The organism is Acidimicrobiales bacterium (assembly GCA_036491125.1).
GTDB lineage: Bacteria > Actinomycetota > Acidimicrobiia > Acidimicrobiales > AC-9 > AC-9.
The window spans coordinates 13,813-31,080 of sequence record DASXCO010000078.1; the positions used below are offsets into that span (position 1 = coordinate 13,813).

General features: G+C 70.7%; 19 protein-coding genes. 10 read left to right on the forward strand and 9 right to left on the reverse strand.

Annotated features, from left to right (window positions below):
- Nucleotides 1-22 precede the first annotated feature (22 nt).
- The 4 genes from VGF64_06795 to VGF64_06810 are packed head-to-tail and all read left to right on the forward strand — an operon-like array spanning nucleotide 23 to nucleotide 3,855.
- Nucleotides 23-1,456 carry an FAD-linked oxidase C-terminal domain-containing protein gene (locus tag VGF64_06795; protein HEY1634447.1) on the forward strand — a complete coding sequence of 478 codons (1,434 nt, stop codon included), beginning with the start codon at nucleotides 23-25 and terminating at the stop codon, nucleotides 1,454-1,456.
- On the forward strand, nucleotides 1,453-2,400 hold the full coding sequence (locus VGF64_06800) for an FAD-binding protein (GenBank protein HEY1634448.1): 948 nt from the start codon (nucleotides 1,453-1,455) through the stop codon (nucleotides 2,398-2,400). The genes VGF64_06795 and VGF64_06800 overlap by 4 nt, the downstream gene beginning before the upstream one ends.
- A complete protein-coding gene (locus VGF64_06805; GenBank protein ID HEY1634449.1) occupies nucleotides 2,397-3,665 on the forward strand; it encodes a (Fe-S)-binding protein in 1,269 nt (422 codons plus the stop codon). The genes VGF64_06800 and VGF64_06805 overlap by 4 nt, the downstream gene beginning before the upstream one ends.
- Nucleotides 3,655-3,855, forward strand: a complete 201-nt coding sequence (locus VGF64_06810) for a hypothetical protein (GenBank protein ID HEY1634450.1) — start codon at nucleotides 3,655-3,657, stop codon at nucleotides 3,853-3,855. The genes VGF64_06805 and VGF64_06810 overlap by 11 nt, the downstream gene beginning before the upstream one ends.
- Before the next feature lie 8 nt (nucleotides 3,856-3,863).
- On the opposite strand, the gene VGF64_06815 is transcribed toward VGF64_06810, so the two are convergent.
- From VGF64_06815 to VGF64_06850, 8 genes are all read right to left on the reverse strand, one after another.
- Nucleotides 3,864-4,901: an LOG family protein gene (locus VGF64_06815; GenBank protein HEY1634451.1), complete on the reverse strand. Its 1,038-nt coding sequence runs from the start codon at nucleotides 4,899-4,901 to the stop codon at nucleotides 3,864-3,866.
- Entirely contained in the window at nucleotides 4,902-7,193 is a 2,292-nt protein-coding gene (gene cofH, locus VGF64_06820; GenBank protein ID HEY1634452.1) for a 5-amino-6-(D-ribitylamino)uracil--L-tyrosine 4-hydroxyphenyl transferase CofH, read from the reverse strand.
- A gap of 38 nt (nucleotides 7,194-7,231) precedes the next feature.
- The gene (pgl, locus tag VGF64_06825; GenBank protein ID HEY1634453.1) at nucleotides 7,232-7,897 is read right to left on the reverse strand and encodes a 6-phosphogluconolactonase; all 666 of its coding nucleotides are present in this window, start codon (nucleotides 7,895-7,897) and stop codon (nucleotides 7,232-7,234) included.
- Entirely contained in the window at nucleotides 7,894-8,949 is a 1,056-nt protein-coding gene (locus VGF64_06830; GenBank protein HEY1634454.1) for a glucose-6-phosphate dehydrogenase assembly protein OpcA, read from the reverse strand. The genes pgl and VGF64_06830 overlap by 4 nt, the downstream gene beginning before the upstream one ends.
- Nucleotides 8,934-10,472 carry a glucose-6-phosphate dehydrogenase gene (zwf, locus tag VGF64_06835; GenBank protein HEY1634455.1) on the reverse strand — a complete coding sequence of 513 codons (1,539 nt, stop codon included), beginning with the start codon at nucleotides 10,470-10,472 and terminating at the stop codon, nucleotides 8,934-8,936. The genes VGF64_06830 and zwf overlap by 16 nt, the downstream gene beginning before the upstream one ends.
- 30 nt (nucleotides 10,473-10,502) lie before the next feature.
- On the reverse strand, nucleotides 10,503-11,633 hold the full coding sequence (gene tal / locus VGF64_06840; protein HEY1634456.1) for a transaldolase: 1,131 nt from the start codon (nucleotides 11,631-11,633) through the stop codon (nucleotides 10,503-10,505).
- A gap of 213 nt (nucleotides 11,634-11,846) precedes the next feature.
- The gene (locus VGF64_06845; protein ID HEY1634457.1) at nucleotides 11,847-13,058 is read right to left on the reverse strand and encodes an FIST N-terminal domain-containing protein; all 1,212 of its coding nucleotides are present in this window, start codon (nucleotides 13,056-13,058) and stop codon (nucleotides 11,847-11,849) included.
- Between the two features lie 92 nt (nucleotides 13,059-13,150).
- Complete coding sequence (locus VGF64_06850; protein HEY1634458.1) at nucleotides 13,151-13,930, reverse strand: fatty acid desaturase; 780 nt, start codon at nucleotides 13,928-13,930, stop codon at nucleotides 13,151-13,153.
- Between the two features lie 167 nt (nucleotides 13,931-14,097).
- On the opposite strand from VGF64_06850, the gene VGF64_06855 reads away from it, so the two are divergent.
- From VGF64_06855 to VGF64_06880, 6 genes are all read left to right on the forward strand, one after another.
- Nucleotides 14,098-14,508 carry a PaaI family thioesterase gene (locus tag VGF64_06855; protein HEY1634459.1) on the forward strand — a complete coding sequence of 137 codons (411 nt, stop codon included), beginning with the start codon at nucleotides 14,098-14,100 and terminating at the stop codon, nucleotides 14,506-14,508.
- Nucleotides 14,505-15,182, forward strand: coding sequence for an LON peptidase substrate-binding domain-containing protein (locus tag VGF64_06860; protein ID HEY1634460.1), 678 nt, complete (start codon nucleotides 14,505-14,507; stop codon nucleotides 15,180-15,182). Before VGF64_06855 ends, VGF64_06860 begins: the two co-directional genes overlap by 4 nt.
- 141 nt (nucleotides 15,183-15,323) lie before the next feature.
- A complete protein-coding gene (locus VGF64_06865; protein ID HEY1634461.1) occupies nucleotides 15,324-15,671 on the forward strand; it encodes a hypothetical protein in 348 nt (115 codons plus the stop codon).
- Entirely contained in the window at nucleotides 15,668-15,886 is a 219-nt protein-coding gene (locus VGF64_06870; GenBank protein HEY1634462.1) for a hypothetical protein, read from the forward strand. The genes VGF64_06865 and VGF64_06870 overlap by 4 nt, the downstream gene beginning before the upstream one ends.
- Nucleotides 15,887-15,890: 4 nt before the next feature.
- Nucleotides 15,891-16,121 (forward strand): hypothetical protein, encoded by a 231-nt coding sequence (locus VGF64_06875; protein HEY1634463.1) that lies wholly within the window; start codon nucleotides 15,891-15,893, stop codon nucleotides 16,119-16,121.
- Nucleotides 16,118-16,924, forward strand: a complete 807-nt coding sequence (locus VGF64_06880; protein HEY1634464.1) for a tRNA (adenine-N1)-methyltransferase — start codon at nucleotides 16,118-16,120, stop codon at nucleotides 16,922-16,924. The genes VGF64_06875 and VGF64_06880 overlap by 4 nt, the downstream gene beginning before the upstream one ends.
- Before the next feature lie 238 nt (nucleotides 16,925-17,162).
- Here VGF64_06880 and VGF64_06885 read toward each other — a convergent pair whose 3' ends face one another.
- The gene (locus VGF64_06885; GenBank protein ID HEY1634465.1) at nucleotides 17,163-17,252 is read right to left on the reverse strand and encodes a ferredoxin; all 90 of its coding nucleotides are present in this window, start codon (nucleotides 17,250-17,252) and stop codon (nucleotides 17,163-17,165) included.
- Nucleotides 17,253-17,268 lie beyond the last annotated feature (16 nt).

A 17,268-nucleotide genomic window follows, 5' to 3' on the forward strand; every position in this document is an offset into this window, starting at 1 on the left:
TCGGCGGGGGCAGACTGGTGGGGTGAACGACGCCCTGGCCAGCGAGTTGTCGGCGGCGCTGGGGCCTGACAGGGTCCGCAGCGGCCCGCTCGAGCTCACCCTCTACCGACGGGACGCCTCGCTCCTCGAAGGGCAGCCCGGCGTGGTGTGCTTTCCGTGCACCACCGAAGAAGTGCAGGCGGCGGTCACGATCGCCCGACGACACGGGCGGGCGGTGGTGCCGAGGGGGTCGGGAACGGGGCTGGCGGGCGGCGCCGTCCCCGTCGGCGCCGACGGCGCCGAACCCGTCGTGGTGGTCACCACCAAGATGGACGCCATTCTGGGCATTGACGAGGGCACCAGGGTCGCGTGGGTGCAGCCCGGCGTGCTCAACCTCGATCTGACGCGGGACGTGGCCCACCTCGGCCTCCATTTCGCCCCCGACCCTTCCAGTCAGCAGTCGTGCTCGGTCGGCGGCAACGTCGCCAACAACTCTGGCGGCCCGCACTGCCTCGCCTACGGCGTCACCAGCGCCCACGTGCTGGCCGTCGAGGTCGTGCTGCCCGACGGGTCGCTGGCGCTGCTCGGGGGCCTCGACCCGGAGCCACCCGGCTACGACCTGCGGGGCGCCTTCGTCGGCAGCGAGGGCACCATGGGCATCGCTGTCCGCATCGCCGTACGTCTGTCACCCGACCCCCCGGCGGTTCGCACCGTCCTGGTGGACTTCGCGTCGATCGAGACGGCGGCGGCGACCGTGACCGGCATCATCGCCGCCGGACTCGTGCCCGCCGCCTTGGAGATGATGGATGCCCGCATCACGGCCGCGGTCGAGGACTACGTCCACGCCGGGTTCCCCCGCGATGCCGCCGCGGTCCTCCTGGTGGAGGTGGACGGGCTGCCCGCGGGTGTAGAGGCCGCGGCTCAGGTCGTAGCCGACGTGGCCGAGGCCAACGGCGCCAGGGGCGTGCGGGTGGCCGCCGACGAGGCCGAGCGGGCCCTGCTGTGGAAGGGGCGGAAGTCCGCCTTCGGGGCGATCGCCCGCATCGCCCCCGACTACTACCTCCACGACACCGTGGTCCCGCGCACCCGCCTCGTCGAGGTTCTCTCCCAGGTCTACGAGATCGCCGAGCGCCACCAGCTGCTGGTGGTGAACGTCTTCCACGCCGGTGACGGCAACCTCCATCCGTTGCTGGTGTTCGACCGGAGAGAGCACGGGGTGATGGACCGGGTCCTCGCCGCCGGCACCGAGATGATCACCGCCTGCGTCGCGGTCGGCGGGGTGCTCTCGGGCGAGCACGGCATCGGTCTCGAGAAGCGGGACCATATGGGCCTGATCTTCTCGGACGCCGATCTCGACGCCCAGCGCCGGCTGCGGCTGGCGTTCGACCCCGACCAGACGTGCAATCCCCACAAGGTCCTTCCGTCGGGATCCCGCTGCGGCGACCTTCAGTCCGTGCCGGCGGGGGCCTGGATATGACGGGGCCCGTCCGGACCCTGCCCGCCACCGACGGGCCGCTCCGGGACTTCGCCGCCGAGGTCGGCCCCAGCGAACCGGTCGTGGCGGTCGGCGGTCGAACGCAATGGACCGTCGGCGGCGATCCCGACGCCTCGGCGCGCGAGGTATGGGCGCCCGCAGGAGTGGTCGCACACGAGCCAGCGGAGATGATCGTGCGGGTCCGGGCCGGGACGCGCGTGGCCGAGCTTGACGACGCCCTCGCCGAGGGTGGCCAGATGGTCGCTCTCGATCCCGCCGACCCCGAGCGGGCAACAGTCGGTGGCCTGCTGGCCGTCGGACACAGCGGACCTCGCCGCCTCGGCTGGGGCCCCGTTCGTGACACGGTGCTCGAGGTCCGCTTCGTGTCGGCTGCGGGCGAGCTGATCCGGGCGGGCGGGCCGGTGGTCAAGAACGTGAGCGGGTTCGACCTCTGCCGCCTCCTGGTCGGGTCGCTGGGGACCCTCGGGCTGCTCGCGGAGGTCGTCCTGCGGGTTCGACCGCGACCTCCAGTGGCCGTATGGCTCCAGGGCGCGATCGACGACCCCGATCGCGTCCGCCGCATCCTGCTGCGCCCGTCGTCGATCCTGTGGGACGGCAGCTCGACCTGGGTCCTCCTCGAGGGCCACGGTGGAGACGTCGACGCCGAGGTCAAGGCGCTCGGACCCGAGTTTGCGCCCGTCGGGGCGCCCCCGGCGCTTCCGGACGACGACCGGTGGTCGGTACCCCCGTCGGCCATCCACCAGTTCGTCGCGGGGCTCCACCCCGGCACCTTCGTCGCCGAGGTCGGTGTCGGCATCGTGCACACCTCGGCACCGGCACCGGCGCCGGTGCGTGCGGTGGATCCAGCGACGGCTACCCTGCATCGTCGCATCAAGGCCAACTTCGATCCCTCAGGGCGGCTGAACCCCGGGCGGATGGTGGCGTGAAGCTCGCCATCGATGACGAGGACCTGTCCGCCTGCGTCTCCTGCGGTCTGTGCCTCCCGCACTGCCCCACCTACCGGGTCACCGGAGAGGAGTCGGCCTCGCCGCGGGGTCGGATAGCCGCCATGCGGGCCACGCACGTCACCGACGGGCGGCCGGGGCCGGAGTTCACGGAGTTCATGGACCTGTGCGTCCAGTGCCGGGGCTGCGAGGTGGCGTGCCCCTCGTCGGTGCCCTTCGGGCGGCTGATGGAGGGCGCGCGCGAGACGCTGGCCCGGGAGACGGCGTACCAGCCGCGGTGGCGACGGCTCGGCTACGCCGCGCTCGGCCATCACCGACTCGTCCTGGCAGCGTCGACCGCGGCAGCGCTCGTCCAACGACTCGGCCTCTTACCGGCCCGGTTGGGTCTGCCCCCGTTGCCCCTGCGCCGGCCGCGGCTTCGATCGAGCTGGACGGCCGGCCCGGAAGGCCGGCCCAGCGACACGGCCGGCCCGGAAGGCCGGCCCAGCGACACGGCCGGCCCGGGAGGCCGGCCCCGTGACACGGCCGGCCCGGGAGGCCGGCCCCGTGACACCAACGCCTGGTTGTTCACCGGCTGCGTCATGGACGCGTGGATGCGGCCCACGCACGCCGCTGCCCTCCAGGTGATGCACGCCACGGGTGCCGGCGTCGCCCTCCCGGGATCCGGCGGCGACTGCTGCGGTGCCCTGCACGTGCACGCCGGGCTCCGCAATGAGGCCCAGGTCCTCGCCCGCCGGGTCATGGCATCGATGCCGGGAGATGCCCCCGTGGTGGTCGACTCGGCGGGCTGTGGCGCGGCCCTCAAGGACTACGGCGCGCTCCTCGGGACGCCCGAGGCTCGGCGATTCTCCAGCCGGGTGCTGGACGTGCACGAGTGGTTGGCGGCGCGGGCGGACCGACTGCCCCCGCCCGCCCGCCGGCTCGGCGGGCCGGTCGCCGTCCAGGACCCGTGTCACCTCCGCCACGTCCAGCGGGCCCATCACCACGTGTGCACCGTGCTGGCCCCGTACGCAGAGCTGGTGGAGATCGGCGATGACGGTCTGTGCTGCGGCGCCGGCGGAGCCTACGCCGGCATGCACCCCGGCATGGCCGGCGAGATCCGGGCCCGCAAGGTCGCCGCCATCGCGGCCACGGGAGCTCCCGTTGTCGCCAGCGCCAACCCCGGCTGCATCGCCCACCTGGCCGGGGCGGGGCTCGACGTCCGCCATCCGCTCGACATCATCGCCTGGTCGGTCGATGGCGGCTGACCTCGACGACATCCGCAGCAGTCTCGAAGCCATCGCCGAGGAGCTCGGGGATCTGGCCATCGAGGCTCTTCGCGATGCGATCGAGGCCGGCGAGCGAAAGCGACCCGCCGCGGAGCGCCGCTTGACTCAGGCCCGTCGCTCGGTGGAGCGCGCCGCCTCCCTGCTGCGCAGCGAGGATGAGATGCCTTGAGCTCCCGCTCAGTCCCGGTTGAGGGCGTCGATCAGCTGTCGGAGGCGGCCGTAGTGCGCGCGGTCGAACTGGAGGGCGATCCGGGGCAGCTCCACGTGGTCCCGACCGGCGCGCTCCTGGGGTGTGGCCTCGGTGCGGTGGATGTCACCCCCGACGCAGATGTCGGCGAAGTCCCGGTTGAGCGCGGCCAGCTGGGCGTCCGAGGGAGCGGTTCGCAGCCTGATGACGGACAGATCACCGACCACCCGCAGCGAGTGGTACCGACGATAGAAGCCGAGCACCTCCGCCGCGGCACACGAGACGTCGTCGGTGATGCAGTAGAGGGCCGAGTCGTCCGGTGAGATGAGCCCCCGAGCGTTCAGCTGGTCGGTGACGAACCGTTCCCACGCCTGCCAGTAACTGCCACCGGGCACGTCCACGAACACCAGGGGCGAGGGCTCCGCCTTTCCCGTCTGCAGCAGGGTCAGCAGCTCGAAGGCCTCGTCCATGGTGCCGAAGCCGCCGGGCAGGACCGCGTAGCCGTCCGACTCCTTGAGCAGCATCAGCTTGCGGGTGAAGAAGTACTTCATCTCGACGAGCTTGGGATCGCCCGAGATGAAGGCGTTGGGCGCGTCCTCGAAGGGGAGCCGGATGTTGATGCCGAACGCCTGGTCCGGCCCTGCGCCCTCCAACCCCGCCGCCATGATCCCCGGCCCCGCCCCGGTGACCAGCATCCACCCCTCTCGGGCGAGGCTGGCCGCCAGCTGCCTGGCCTGGGCGTAGAGCGGATCATCGGTCCGGGTCCGGGCGGAGCCGAACATGGTCAGCTTTGGGATGGACCGGTACGGCGCGAACACGGCGAACGCCTCCGCCATCTCCTTCACTGCAGCGTTGGTGATCTTGAGGTCGAGGCGGTCGGCCCCGTTGCTGGCCATGCGGATGGTCGTGGCCAGTATCTCGAACAGCTGATCGCGGTTGGACTGGGCACCGGCCGCATTGAGCAGCTCCTCGATGCTGCGATCGATGTCGGGACGGCCGGTTCGACGTCGCCTCGTGCGGTCAGGCACTCAGGCCGGCGCTGTCGCCCGCTCGTACAACGTGGTTCGCTGCTCGAGCCGGCGCCCGATCGGTTCGACCATCGCCCGGAAGCCGTCCTCGTCCATGGCCTGGCCGTGGCTGGCGCCGGCGGCACGGGAGATGTTCTCGTCCATCAGCGTCCCACCGAGGTCGTTGACGCCGGCCATGAGGGCTTGCCGCACCCCGGCGGCGCCCATCTTGACCCAGCTCACCTGGATGTTCGGCACCCACGGGTGATAGGCGATGCGGGCCACGGCGTGCATGAGGAGCGCTTCGCGGAAGGTAGGCCCCGGCCGGGCCCGTCGCTGGAGGTAGATCGGCGCCGCCATATGGACGAAGGGCAGAGGAACGAACTCGGTGAAGCCGCCCGTTTCCTTCTGCAGATCCCGGGTGCGCACGATGTGTCGGGCCCAGTGCACCGGCGACTCGACCGAGCCGAACATGATCGTGATGTTCGAGCGCAGCCCCACCGAATGGGCGACCCGATGGGCCTCCAGCCACTGCTCGGTGTTGACCTTGTCCGGACACAGCACGGCGCGGATCTCGTCGTCGAGGATCTCGGCGGCCGTGCCGGGCAGCGTCTTCAGGCCGGCTTCCATCAGCCGCCGCAGATACGCGTCGAGTGGCTCGCCGAGACGCCGGGCTCCTTCGGTGACCTCCAGGGCGGTGAACCCGTGGATGTGGATCCGCTCGGAAGCCGCCCGCACCGCCTTGATCACCTCCAGGTAGTAGTCGCCGTCGAAGCTCGGATGGATGCCCCCCTGGAGGCACACCTCCGTGGCTCCCAGCGCCTCGGCCTCGGCGACCCGTCGCGACACCTCGTCCAGCTCGAGCAGGTAGGGGCTACCTCGCAGGCTGAGCGAGAGGGGACCCTTCGAGAAGGCGCAGAAGCGACACTTGAAGGTGCAGACGTTGGTGTAGTTGATGTTGCGATTGGCCACCCAGGTGACCACATCGCCGACTGCCTGACGGCGGAGGTCGTCGGCCACCTCGGCCACCGCTGCCATCCCCGGCCCTCGGGCGGCGAAGAGCTCGGTGATCTCCTCGACGCCGACCTCCTGGCCCAGCTGCACGCCGGCCAGCACCTCGGACAGGGCGCCGCCGGCGCGCCCGGAGTGACCGGGGCCGAGTGGACACCCCCACCCGGACGACCCGTCGGCACGAAGGATCGGAGGCGCCTCCGTGCCCCCCGAGGCCCAGCGGTCCTCCCGTCCCAGTGCTTCGGCGTCCGAGCGGTCGAGGACGGGGAAGCGCATGGCGGGGTCGAGCCAGCGGTCAGGGGCGAGGGCGTACTCGGGATAGATCGTCAGACGGGCGGCCAGGGCGAAGCCCCGCGACTCGGTCGTGCGCCGCAGCGCCTCGACGGCCGGCCACGGGCGCTCGGGGTTCACGTGGTCGGCGGTCACGGGCGAGACCCCACCCCAGTCGTCGATGCCAGCGTCCAGGAGCGCACCGAAGTCGTCCGAGAGGTTGGGCGGTGCCTGGAGGTGGATCTCCGGCGGCAGCACGAGCCTGGCCGCGGCCACCGACCACAGGTACTCCTCGGGCGGGCACGGCGGGTGTGCGTGCATGGCGGTACCGGGCTTGGGCAGGAAGTTCTGGACGATCACCTCCTGGACGTGGCCGTGACGGGCGTGTGAGGCGGCGATCGCGTGCAGGGCATCCAGCCGGTCCTCCCGGCTCTCTCCGATGCCGACGAGGATGCCGGTGGTGAACGGGATGCCGAGCTCCCCGGCGGCCTCGAGGGTGGCCAGCCGCCGATCAGGGGTCTTGTCCGGGCTTCCCCGATGACAATCGAGGTCGGCGAGGCTCTCGATCATCATGCCCTGACTGGCGGACACCGACCGCAGGCGAGCCAGCTCGTCGGGGTAGAGGGCGCCGGCATTGGCGTGGGGGAGCAGGCCGGTCTCGTCCCTGACCAGGGCAGCGACCGATTCCAGGTAGTCGACCGTCGAGGCGTGGCCCTCCGCCGCCAGCCACTCCCGGGCAGCCGGGTACCGCTCTTCGGGCCGCTCACCGAGCGTGAACAGCGCCTCGTGACAGCCGGCCGCAGCCCCGGTCCGAGCGATCTCGAGCACCTCGTCCGGCGACAGGTAGGCGGCGCTGACGCGAGCCGGCGCCGTGGCGAACGTGCAATAGGCGCAGCGATCCCGGCACAGTCTGGTCAAGGGGATGAAGACCTTGGGGGAGTACGTCACGCGGCGGCCATGGGCGTCGTCACGTCGCCGGCCTGCGGCGGCCACAACCTGCTCGAGCGGCGCGACCACCAGGTCCGTTCGCATAGGCGTCACCTTAGAGGCGGAGTCCGGGCCAACCGACGCTATCGGGGCGCCGCCTCCCGGTCCACGAGCCAGACCACCCGCTCGGCGTTGACCCGCGCCGCCGGCAGGTCGGCGCCGTCGACCACCGCCTGGAGCGCTTCCCGCTTGGACTCGCCGGCCACGGTGAACAGCACCAGGCGCGAGCGGGCGATGCCCGAGAGCGTGAGGGTCATGCGCTGATGAGGATTGCGCGAGCTCGGGTCGGAGTTGAGGCAGACGAGGCGCCCCGGGTCCGAATCCAGGGCTGAGGAGCCGGGGAACAGCGAGGCCGTATGGCCGTCGGGCCCCAGCCCCAGGTGTGTCACGTCGAACCGCCCCACCTCGCCAACCCGCAGCTGATAGGGATCGGCGCCCTCCTCGCAGCGCATGGGGTACACGGCGTTGGCGGCTCCGACCCGCTCGAGAAGCGCCTCCCTGACCAGCCGCTGGTTCGAGTCCGGGCTGTCAGCCGGGACGCAGCGTTCGTCGCCCCAGTAGATGTCGACGCCCCACCAGTCGATGCGCTGGGCGCCCTCCACGGCCAGCCGCTCATAGCACTGGCGTGCGGTGTCCCCGCCCGAGAGCGCCATGGCGAACGACTCGCCGGGACGCGTCGCGAACGCGTCGATCACGCGGGCCGCGAACGCTCCCGGAACGTCGTCGACCACCACCAGCTCGCCGTTCATCGACCGACGTCCAACGCAGCTTCGATGGCGCGCTCGTAGATCCTGTCGTGACTGTGGCGCGTCAACGCCTCGGCCAGCGCCGTGACCGTCGCATCGTCTTCGACAGCGACCGTCGACTCGCGCCGCCGCCCACCGTCGATCTCGGCGCTGGATCGAACCAGGCGGCCACCCCTCTCACTCTCGACACGGAACCAGCCGGTGCTGCCCTCGTGCAGCGCGGTCAGCAGGGCGGCGGGGTCCGCAGCCGGTCGGCGGGCCACCGACGACGCGTCCAGGCCCAGACGGTCCGCCAGCCACCCGGCGAGGAGCAGCGCCGGTCCGACCGGGCCAGCGACCTCTGCCGACCGGACGTCGTGCACGAACGGCCGGTAGGACACCGCGTCGAACAGGTGGGTGAGCATCTGGCGCCAGGGGTTCAACCGCAACCAGGTCAGGTCGACGACCGGTCGTCGCTGGGCGAGGTCCACCAGGGACGCCAGCACGCCGAGATTGCCTCCGACGTCCTCGGAGACCTGCGAGGTGCCCTCGCCGACTTGTTCTACCGGCGACTCGATCACGACCGTCCCCGCGGTGCCAACAAGTGGTTCTGCCGGATCAGGGATCGATGACACGTACCAGAGGGTGACCGGCATCTCTCCGAGGGTGAGCGGCTCGACCAGGGAGTCGAGGTGGCCGCACACCGCCCCCCCGACGACCATGCGGACCTCCTCCCACCAGACCGCCCTCGAGTCGACAGTGGCCGTGTGCAGGTGGACGTCTGCGTCGATGGAGAGGCCAGCCGCCGGACGAGGGACCACGATCACCGTTCTGCCAGGGTTCTGCCGGCCGAGCTGGCGCATGGCTCGGCCGGCGCGATCCGCCCCGGCGTCGTCACCTGCCACCACCACGAGGTTGATGGTGCTGATGCGCGTGGCGGCACGCTCCTCACCGCTTCTCAGTGTCATCAGCGCGTCGTTGACGTCGCCGATGGTGACCCCTTGTCCCGACCAGGATCCCAGGCGGGCCGGCTCCGCCGACGTGTTGGTGCCCGGAGACGCTACGGCTTCCGCCACTGCCGCCCGTTCCTCTCGAGGAGCTGCGAGGCCTCTTTGGGCCCCCACGTCCCTGCCTGGTAGCCGGAAAGCGGGGGGTGGCCCGCCGCCCACGACTCGAGCACCGGGTCGACGATCCGCCAAGCCTGGTCGACCTCATCGGTGCGGATGAAGAGCGTGGAATCGCCCACCATGGCGTCGAGTAGCAATCGTTCGTAGGCATCGAGTGGCTGCTCGAGGAACGCGGACGCATAGGAGAAGTCCATCGAGACCGTTCGCACCTGGAAGGTATGGCCGGGAACCATGGCCCCGAACCTGAAGGTGATGCCCTCGTCGGGCTGGACCCTCAGAACGATGGTGTTGGGCTCCAGGCCTTCGGCCAGGCTGCCGGCGAACGGCAGGTGGGGCACTCGCTGAAACTGCATGGCCACCTCGGTGACCCGCTTGGGGAGTCGCTTGCCGGTGCGCACGTACACAGGCACGCCAGCCCATCTCCAGTTGTCGACGAGAAGGCGCATAGCCACGAACGTCTCGGTCGTGCTGTGGGGGTCGACGCCCTCCTCCTCGCGGTACCCCGGCACCTCCCTGCCCTCGACCCAACCGGCTTCGTACTGTGCCCGAACCACCTCGCTCGCCACCAGCTCGGGAGTGAACACCTCCACCGCCCGCAAGGCCTTCACCTTCTCGTCCCGGATCCCCTGGCTGTCAATGGTCGCCGGTGGCTCCATGAGAGTGAGAGCCAGGACCTGCATCACGTGGTTCTGGACGATGTCGCGCAGGGCGCCCGCCGTCTCGTAGAAGCCGCCGCGGTGCTCGACCCCCAGGCTCTCGGCGACCGTGATCTGGATGTGGTCGATGTAGCGCCGGTTCCAGATCGGCTCGAAGGTGGCGTTGGCGAAACGGAGGGCCAGTACGTTCTGGACCGTCTCCTTGCCCATATAGTGGTCGATTCGGTAGATCTGGTCCTCGTCGAAAGCCTCGTGGACTGCCTGATCGAGCTCGGTGGCGCTCTCGAGGTTGCGACCGTAGGGCTTCTCGATCACCAGGCGAATGAAGGTGTCGTCGCTCTTCGGTCGGCTGAGATCGTGCTGGCCGAGCGCCTTCGCCACCTCGCCGAAGAGGGCCGGGATCGTGGCCAGGTAGTACATGCGGTTCCCCGCTGTCCCGACCCGGTCGTCCAGCTCGCTGAGTTGCACCTTGAGCTGGTCGAAGGTGTCGGGATGGGCGTAGTCGCCGGCGATGTACCGGAAGTGGCCCACGATGCTCTTCCATTCCGGGCCGCCGTCCGGCGCGGACTCGAGGACGTGATCGCGGAACTGCTCGTCAGTCAACGGACTGCGGGCTACCCCGATCACGGCGAACGTCGAGGAGAGCGCCCGGCGGCGGCTCAAGCTGGCGAGAGCGGGAAAGATCTTGCGAGAGGCGAGATCTCCGGAGGCGCCGAAGACCACGAGGGCAAGCGGGGGGGAGTGCCGGTCGGCCTCGAGGCCGGCGGCAAGTGGGTTGGTCGCGTCGATGACGGTCGCCGCCGCCGGGTCGCTCATGCCGTGCCCCTCAATCGTGGTCCGGGCTGGTCACTGGCCGGCGCTCAAGGCGTTGGCCTTGTCGGTCAACCGCTGGAGAAGTTCGTCGAAGGACTTGGCGAAGGCGGCGACGCCCTCGTCCTCGAGCCGCTGGGCGACGTCGGCCATGTCGACACCGACGCTGCCGAGGTCGTCGAGGATCTGCTTGGCCTCGCCGAGCGCCGTGTCGACGGTGCGTTCCACGACCCCGTGGTCGAGGAAGTCGTCCAGGGTGGCGTCGGGCATCGTGTTCACCGTGTCAGGACCGACGAGACTGTTGACGTAGAGCAGATCCGCGTAGTGCGGGTTCTTGGTCGACGTGGACGCCCACAGCGGACGCTGGACCTGCGCGCCCCTGGCCGCCAGCGCTTCCCAGCGGGCGCCGGAGAACCGTTCCTGGAACAGCTGGTAGGCGAGCTTGGCCTGGGCCACGGCCGCCTTCCCCCGAAGAGCGAGGGCCGACTGGGCCCCATCGCCAGCCGCCTGGTCGGCAACGGTCTCGAGACGTCGGTCAACCTCGGTGTCGACCCGGCTGACGAAGAAGGAGGCCACGCTCGCCACTCGCGACAGGTCCACCCTCTCGGTCGCCGCCAACGCCTCCAGCCCGGACAGGTACGCCTCGATCACCTCGCCGTAGCGTTCGAGGCTGAAGATGAGCGTGACGTTGATGCTGTGGCCCTCGCTGATCATCTGCCGGATGGCCGGCACTCCCTCGGCCGTCGCCGGGATCTTCACGAACAGGTTGGGAGCGTCGATCCGGCCGTGCAACGTTCGGGCCGCCTCGATGCTGGCCGAGGTGTCGTGGGCGAGCGCAGGCGCGACCTCCAGGGACACGAAGCCGTCGGTGCCACCGCTCGAGTCGTACAACGGTCGCAGCACGGCCAGCGCCTTGGTGATGTCGTCGATGACGAGCTCCCAGTAGGCGGAGTCCACCGCCATCCGGCTCGTCAGGGAGCGGAACTGGTCGTCGTAGTCGTCACCGCCCTCGATCGCCTTGGCGAAGATGGTCGGGTTCGACGTGACCCCGCGCACACCAATACCGACCAGCTCCGCCAGCCGCCCGCCGGTGAGGAACGATCGCTTGAGGTTGTCGATCCACGGACTCTGGCCCTGCTGGTCGAACAGCTCGTGCAGCTTCGTCATCGGTCGTCCTCTCTACCCCTTTGGCCGGCTGCCAGGCCGGCTGTTGCCCCTCTTGACCGGCTCCCGGGCCGGCTACTGCCTTTTTGGGCCGGCTTTCCTGGCCGACTATGTCCTCTCGGCCGGCTTCACGACCTCGGTTCTGCGGGGGCCGGTGTTGATCCCGGCGACCCGAACCGGCTCTGATCCGTGGCCTCCGCCAGCCACCCGTCAACCCTACCCAGCGGGCTCCTGGTCTCGCCGTCCGTCCACCTCCTGAAGGAGGGCGATGGATGCGGTGAAGCCGTGAAGGAAATTCCTTCCTCCCACGGGGCCGAGCTCGCCGGCGGCGAAGAAGCCGGCCATCGGTATCTCGCCCACGGTGTCGGCCAGGGCGCTGGCGTCGTGATGGGGGCCGCCGAAGAGGCGCGTGCCGCGGCCGTTGCAGGTGAACATCAGAGCTGCGTCGGCCTGGCGCCCGTCGAGCAGGCTCCGGAGGTCCTCGTCGGCAGCGGCGGCGTCCCGGAGGTGGAACTGGACCGTCGTGCCCAGCTCGACCACGTCGTTCACGGCGATGGCCCCGGCTGCCCGGTCGGCGCCGATCACGTTGCGGACCAGGAAGTCACCCCGGCCGAAGTCGGCCTTGTGCTCGTCGATGACGCGGCCCAGGTGAAGCCCCCCGGCGTTGATGAGGGCGACGTCGCGCTCTGCCAGCTCGCGGCGGGCCAGGTCGACGAGGCGCTCCAGGGCCGGCTGTCCACCGAGCTCGTAGACGACGTTGCCCTCGGCGCGGGTAACCGCCAGCGGGTGCCCGACCGGGCGACAGCCCTGGGAGACGACGGACGCCAACTCGACGCCCGGGCCGAGCAGGGCGCCAACGGCGCCGCCGACGCGCACGCTCGCGTCCAGCACAAGCCGGTTGCCACCAGGGCCGCGAGCCGCCGACGCCATCCCCCCGATCACCGGCAGGCCCGGGTGCCCCTGCCCGAACCAGTCGATGAACGCCTCGACCGGAAAGGTGAAGGGGTCGGCCACGAGGAACAGCGCCGCCGGTTCGAACGGCAGCTCCTGGGGCCACCCGGTGACGGCCAGGTGTCGACCGTCGTCGACGTCGCCCACGCCCGGAACACCCCCGCCGGAGGTGGCAATGTCGAGGCCGACGGGGACGACCGGTCCGAACCGCCCGGCCCACAGGCAGACCGCAGGCCCGCCCTCGACCTCGCGGTTGACGCCCGCCACCGACTCGGCGGCACAGCCGACCAACGTGCGCGGCTCGAGGATGGTCCGCACGGCGCCGGCTGTGTCTTCCAGGGCGCCGGCGTGAGGTGGCGTGACGAACAGCACGACAAGGTCGGGGGCCTTACCGACCTTGTCGAGTGCCTGGCCGATGACCTCGCCCGCGGCGTGAGCAGTCACCGGATGCTCAGAGATCGCAGAGGCGAACGGCACCGCCTCTCACCCTACTGGCGCAGACGGGCCCGGTAATCCGTGGCGGCTAAGGAGATCGACCCGGCGACTCCGCCCGGGTGTGGCAGACGCGCTCAGCTCACCGCTTCGCGCTGCTCGTCCGGTTGGCTGGTCCCGTCCCGGGGGGCGCTCTTGAGCTTCACGTCTCCGTGGCGGATACTCGCCAGGCCAGAGCGCTCGAGGGTCCGCACGGCCCACCACGCAGGATCGATCTGCCCCCGTCCCAGGGCGAACCTGGCCGAGGTCGGCGCCGCGTGATGGTTGTTGTGCAGACCCTCACCCAGTGTGATCAAGGCCAGCCACTGGTTGTTGCGAGCGAGGTTGTCGTAGGGCTGGCGTCCCCAGGTGTGACCGATGGCGTTGATGGCCGCGCTCAGCATCAGGTACGAGACCGCGTGCACGGCCGCTGCGACCAGCGCCAGCTTCCATCCCAGGATCAGCCAGAGCACGAGGTAGCCCAGCGTCAGGCCGACCAGGGCGTGGTCGAACAGCACGCGGTCCCAGGCGTCGGGCGCCAGGTCGCGGGCGTAGCGGCCAACCGTCGCCTCGTCCTTGGCGACCCGGCGGTACATCACCACGTTGCCGAACTGCACGGCGGCGTAACCCTCGAGGACTGGGGAGTGCGGGTCGCCCTCGGCGTCGGTGAAGGCGTGGTGCTTGCGATGCACGGCAACCCACTGGCGGGGTCGGATACCGGTCGTGATCCAGGTCAGGAAGCGAGCGACTGCGCTCGCCACCGGCGACAGGGTGATGGCCCGATGGGCCAGGGCTCGATGGAGATAGACGGTCGTGACAAGGATGGCCAGCTGGCAGGAGAGCAGGCCGACAAGAACGGCAAGAAGCAAGCGGGGCACAATGTCACGGTAGCAGGTAGACCTCCCGCCGATCGGCGACGAGACGCTGGTCACACGCAGTGTTTGCCCTGGTGTCAGCCGTTTGTTGCCGAGTGTTGCCGAAGCGGGTCGCGGCGGGCGGCGGCGGACGGGGCTCCTCGGCCAGCGCTCGGATAGCTTCGCTGTCCGTGACACCGACTGATCCGCGGGTCCAGGTCCCGCCCAACTGCGACCTCACCCTGGGAATGGTGTGCCTCGACAAGTCGCAGCCGGGGAGGACCGTCTGGCGCATGCACGCCGACGAACGCTTCGCCAATCCCACCGGCGTGCTCCAGGGCGGGTTCGTGACCGCGTTCGCCGACTCGGCCATGGGGGCGGCGTCGCTCACCTGGGCACGGGAGCGCAAGGTCTTCTCGGCCAACGCCGAGCTCAAGATCAGCTTCTTCAAGCCAGTGCGCGTCGGATCGACCCTGACCTGCACGGCGTCGGTCGTCTCGGGCGGTTCCCGCGCCGCGTTCGTCGAGGCCGAGGTCAGCGACGACGAGGGCCGGACGGTCGCCAGGGCCACCTCCACCTACCTGCTCACCTCCCGCTCATGACAGCGGGCGGGGCGGGCCCGGGAGGCCGGCCCAACGACACCGAGGCGCTCCCGATGCCGATGTTCCCGCTCGGGACCGTGCTCTTCCCTCACATGGGCCTGCCATTGCACGTCTTCGAGTCGCGATACCGGACCCTGACCCGGGACTGCCTCGACCGCAACGGCGAGTTCGGCGTCGTGCTCATCGAGCGCGGATCAGAGGTGGGCGGGGGGGACACCCGCTTCGGCGTGGGCACGGTGGCCCTGATCGCCGAGGCGGCGGAGCTCCCCGACGGTCGATGGGTCCTGCTGGCGACCGGCACCCGCCGCATCCGGGTGTCGTGCTGGCTTCCGGACGAACCGTATCCGGTCGCCCTGGTCGAGGAGCTCGCCGACCCCCCCATGCAACCGGCCGACATGGAACACCTCGAGCTGGCCTCGCGGGCCGTGCGGCGGGCCCTGGCCCTCCAGACCGAGCTGGGCGACCAGCCCGGCGTGCCGGCAACCGTCTCCCTGGACGACGAGCCAGCGGTCGCGGCCTGGCAGCTGTGTGCCATCGCGCCCATCGGACCCGTCGATCAGCAGCGCCTCCTCGAGACCCCCGACGTGCAGTCCCGCCTGCGGCTGCTGGCAGAGCTGGCGACGGCGGCGGCCGACCTGCTGGGCTACCGCCTCTCGGGAGGCGGTCCCGGCTAGGAGGAGGGATCGGGGGCGGTCCCGGGCGGCGAAGCCGCCACGGACGGCCGCCAGGGGCCGAGCGCCGAGCGGGTGAGGGCTCGAATGCTTGCGTCGCCACCCGTACCGGGGATAGTAAGGCTGAGCCCAACGGAGGAGTGAATGCCCGAGACCAGTGAAGACCAGGCGCTACCCGCGCTCGCGTCCGAGCTCAAGGACCTCGTCCTCCGGTACCTGCGCCAGGAGACCCTGGAGCCCATCAGGGACCTGGGCCGCTTCGTCATCTTCGGGGTCGTCGGCTCGGTGGTCCTCATCACCGGGCTGAGCCTGCTGCTCGTCGGTCTGCTGCGGGGCCTCCAGGAGGAGACGGGAACGACGTTCACCGGGAACCTCACCTGGGTGCCGTACGGTATCTGCGCCCTCACCGGCCTGGCGGTAGCCGGACTGGCCGCTGCGGCCGTCACGAGAGGGCGCGGGAAATCCCGGGCCAAGAGAGGAGCGGGGGCATGAGCGCGGCACAGGCAGAGGAGCGGGTCACCACCCAGGACATCGAGACCAAGCTCCGGCAGATCCGTGGTCAGTTCGAGCAGACCACCGAGTCGGCGCGTTCGGGGCTGGTAGCTGCCGGTGTAGTCGGAGCGGTGGTGCTCGTCACCGTTGCCTACGTGCTCGGTCGTCGGCGGGGGCGCCGCCGATCGACCGTGGTGGAGATCCGGCGGGTCTGAGGTGATGGAGCGCCTGCTCCGCAATCTGACCCGCACGGGCATGCGTCGCGGCGTGCTCGGCGGAAGCCGGTCGTGGGCGATCGTCTGGCTCGCCGCCTTCGCCATCCGCAAGTGGGGCATCCGCCGCGAGGAGGTCGTCTACTCGGAGTCCCTCGAGCCGGGCGGGCGACTGACGATCGTGCACGAGGAACTCCCGGGCAAGGACAAGGGGCGGCGGGCGGGACGACGTCGTTGAGCAACCGATTCGCGGTCGGCGACCGGGTCCTGCTGCTCGACTCGAAGCGCCGCCGCCATCTGGTGACGCTGGCCGACGAGGGCCGGTTCCACAGTCACTCGGGAATTGTCGACCACGCCCAGCTGATCGGGCGATCGGAAGGGACCACGGTTCGATCGACCGCCGGCGCCCGCTATGTGGCCCTGCGACCGACGCTGTCGGAGCTCGTGCTGGAGATGCCCAGAGGCGCCCAGGTCATCTATCCGAAGGACCTCGGGGCGATCCTCATGGCCGCCGATATCTTCGCCGGCGTCAGGGTCCTCGAAGCGGGCGTCGGGTCGGGCGCCCTGTCGATGGCCCTCCTCCGCGCCGGTGCGGAGGTCGTCGGCTACGAGCTCCGGCCGGACTTCGCCGCCCGGGCGGTCGCGAACGTCACCCAACTCCTCGGTCGCCAGCAGGCCGAGCGCTTTCGGGTGAAGGAGCGCGACGTCTACGACGGCATCGTCGAGTCGGGCGTCGACCGGGTGGTCCTCGACCTACCCGAGCCCTGGCGGGTGGTCCCGCACGCCGAGACAGCCATGCACTCTGGCGGCATCCTGATCGCCTACCTGCCCACGATCGGGCAGGTGTCGCAGCTGCGGGAGGTGCTGGCCGGCAGCGCCTTCGGGCTGGCCGAGACGGTGGAGGTGCTGCAGCGGACCTGGCACGTCGAAGGCAGGTCGGTCCGTCCCGACCACCGCATGGTCGGCCACACCGGCTTTCTCACCCACGCCCGCCTGTTGCTGGCCGAAGAGGACACCGGCTGGAGCCAGTCGTCGACATGACCGTTGCCACTCGTCGGCGGCCGCGCCAGACCGGCGTCACGACCCGACTGTGACCGATGACCACCGCGGTCAGCCCGCCGGCGACGCCGGGCCCGCCTCCCGGGCGGGCCTCAGCTCTAGGGGCCCGCCTCCCGGGCGAGCCTCAGCCCTAGGGGCCCGCCTCCCGGGCGAGCCTCAGCTCTAGGGGCCCGCCTCCCGGGCGAGCCTCAGCTCTCGGGGCCCGCCTCCCGGGCGGGCCTCAGGCCTTCTCGACGAAGATGCACTCGCCGGGGCACTCCTCGGCCGCCTCGACGACGGCATCCTCGAGGTCGGTCGGCACAGCGGCCATGCCCTCGGCGCCACCA